The sequence below is a fragment of the Bradyrhizobium sp. genome, from assembly GCF_036009065.1.
In the GTDB taxonomy this organism is placed as follows: domain Bacteria; phylum Pseudomonadota; class Alphaproteobacteria; order Rhizobiales; family Xanthobacteraceae; genus Bradyrhizobium.
Genome location: NZ_DASYMN010000045.1, coordinates 1 through 2,818 on the forward strand (window position 1 = coordinate 1; position 2,818 = coordinate 2,818).

Annotated in this window: 2 protein-coding genes; both read left to right on the forward strand. The window is 62.4% G+C overall.

The window, feature by feature from the left end; all coding sequences use genetic code 11:
• The coding region (locus VGP39_RS03110) for a glutamate--tRNA ligase (RefSeq protein WP_327566642.1) at nucleotides 1-940 on the forward strand (940 nt) is incomplete at its 5' end.
• 149 nt (nucleotides 941-1,089) lie between these two features.
• Nucleotides 1,090-2,400 (forward strand): citrate synthase, encoded by a 1,311-nt coding sequence (gltA, locus tag VGP39_RS03115; RefSeq protein ID WP_327566643.1) that lies wholly within the window; start codon nucleotides 1,090-1,092, stop codon nucleotides 2,398-2,400.
• The last annotated feature ends 418 nt before the right edge of the window (nucleotides 2,401-2,818 follow it).

A 2,818-nucleotide genomic window follows, 5' to 3' on the forward strand; every position in this document is an offset into this window, starting at 1 on the left:
CGTCGTCTGGCAGAACGAGAGCCTTGACGATCTCGTGCTGCTGCGCGGCGACGGCAATCCGACCTACATGCTGGCGGTCGTTGTCGACGATCACGACATGGGGGTCACCCACGTCATTCGCGGCGACGATCACCTGATCAACGCCGCGCGGCAGAAGCAGATCTACGACGCGCTGGGATGGGAGCTTCCGAGCATGTCCCACATTCCGCTGATCCACGGCCCGGACGGATCGAAACTGTCGAAACGCCACGGCGCGCTCGGTGTCGAGGCCTACCGCGCCAAGGGCTATGTGCCGGCGGCGCTGCGCAACTATCTGGTCCGGCTCGGATGGAGCCATGGCGACCAGGAGATATTCTCGACCGAGGAGATGATCGAAGCCTTCGATCTGCCGGCCATCGGGCGCTCGGCGGCGCGGTTCGATGTCGCCAAGCTGGAAAACCTCAACGGCCATTACATCCGCCATGCCGACGATCAATCCCTCGTGAGCATGTTCGAGGACGTGCTGCGCTACATCCCCGATGGTTCGCAGCTGCAGGCAAAGCTCAACGACACCACGCGGTCGCAACTGCTGCGGGCCATGCCGGACCTCAAGCAGCGCGCGAAAACGCTGATCGAGCTGATCGATAACGCAAACTTCATCTTCGCCGACCGGCCGCTCGCGATCGAGCCGAAGGCAGCGGCGCTGTTGACGCCGGAAACAAGGGAATTGATCGGCAAACTTCGCATCGCGCTAAAAACCGTATCGCCGTGGACTGCGGAAACCACGGAAGCCGCCACGCGAGCGTTCGCGGAAGCGAATAATCTCAAGCTGGGCGCCGTCGCGCAGCCGCTGCGGGTGGCGCTGACCGGACGCACCACCTCGCCGGGTATCTTCGACGTGCTGGCGGTTCTGGGCCGGGAGGAATGCCTGGGCCGGCTGGGCGATCAAGCTTCCGTCTAAGGCGGCATGGCCTGCCGGCGGTCCATCTTGCAGTGCACACGGCAATAAGATACCCATTTCAGCGGTGCTTCTGGAATATCCGGCCGGTCCCACCATTTCATTGGTCAGGCTAGCCCGGCCTCCGCAACGACCGCATCGGGGATTTCACGATGGACGCAAAAACCGACACCACCGCCAAAACCGCAACCCTCACCGTCGGCAACAAGAACTACGATTTCCCGATTCTGAGCGGCACCGTCGGACCTGACGTCGTCGACATCAGCAAGCTCTACGCCCAGGCCGGAATGTTCACCTACGACCCCGGCTTCACGTCCACGGGCAGCTGCCAGTCGAAGATCACCTATATCGACGGCGACGCCGGCATTCTGGAATACCGCGGATACCCGATCGAGCAGCTTGCGGAAAAAGGCGATTTCCTCGAAACCTGCTACCTGCTGCTGTACGGCGAATTGCCGACCAAGGCGCAGAAGGAAGACTTCGACCAGCGCGTGATCCACCACACCATGGTGCACGAGCAGATGGCGCGGTTCTATCAGGGTTTTCGCCGCGACGCCCATCCGATGGCGATCATGGTGGCAGCCGTCGGCGCACTGGCCGCGTTCTACCACGATTCCACCGATATCACCGACCCGACACAGCGCATGATCGCTTCGATGCGCATGATCGCAAAGATTCCGACGCTGGCCGCGATGGCCTACAAATACACGGTAGGCCAGCCCTTCATGTATCCGAAGAATTCGCTGACCTTTGCCGAGAATTTCCTCCATATGTGCTTCGCGGTGCCGTGCGAGGACTACAAGATCAACCCGGTTCTCGCCGACGCGCTCGACAAGATCTTCATCCTGCACGCCGACCATGAGCAGAATGCATCGACGTCGACGGTGCGGATCGCCGGCTCCTCCGGCGCCAATCCGTTCGCCTGCATCGCCGCCGGCATCGCCTGCCTGTGGGGTCCCGCCCATGGCGGCGCCAATGAGGCGGCGCTGGCGATGCTGTCCGACATCGGATCGGTCGACAAGATTCCGGACTTCATCAAGCGGGTGAAGGACAAGAACAGCGAAGTCCGCCTGATGGGTTTTGGGCATCGCGTCTACAAGAACTACGACCCCCGCGCCAAGATCATGCAGCAGATGTGTCACGCGGTGCTGGCGGAAACCGGCCACGGCGACGATCCGATGCTGAAGGTCGCGCTGGAACTGGAAAAGATCGCGCTGAGCGACGAATATTTCATCGAGCGCAAGCTGTATCCGAACGTCGATTTCTATTCGGGCATCACCCTCAAAGCGATGGGTTTCCCGACCGCGATGTTCACCGTGCTGTTCGCGGTCGCCCGCACCGTCGGCTGGATCAGCCAGTGGAGCGAGATGATCGAGGACCCGCACCAGAAGATCGGCCGTCCGCGGCAGCTCTACACCGGCAAGACGCACCGCGACTACGTCGCTATCGACAAGCGCGGGTAGAGACAGCGTCGTCCCCGCGCAAAGATTCGTCGTCCCCGCGCAGGCGGGGACCCATAACCCCTGGCGGTTATGATTGCAGTAAGGCCGTTCAACAAGGCCGCTAGCGCCAACCAGAACATCGGCGACACGGCGTATGGGTCTCCGCCTGCGCGGGGACGACGCAGAATGTGGTTCGGCGCGTTGCTTGATTTTGGATTCAAATTTCAAACAGCCAAGCCTCAGCATTCTCGCGGCGCAATGCGTCCGAGGTTTGCCAGTCCCTCGCCAACCCAAGCGAGGGGGTGGAGCGGCGGGAGGCGCCAGGGCACCAGCGGGCACCCTTGGAGGCGGGATTAACGTACCCACCTCGCGCGGCAAGGCTACCGCGCGCGCCCAGTGACGTAGGGCGCAGCGCCTCCCGGCGCTCCACCTTGGCCAC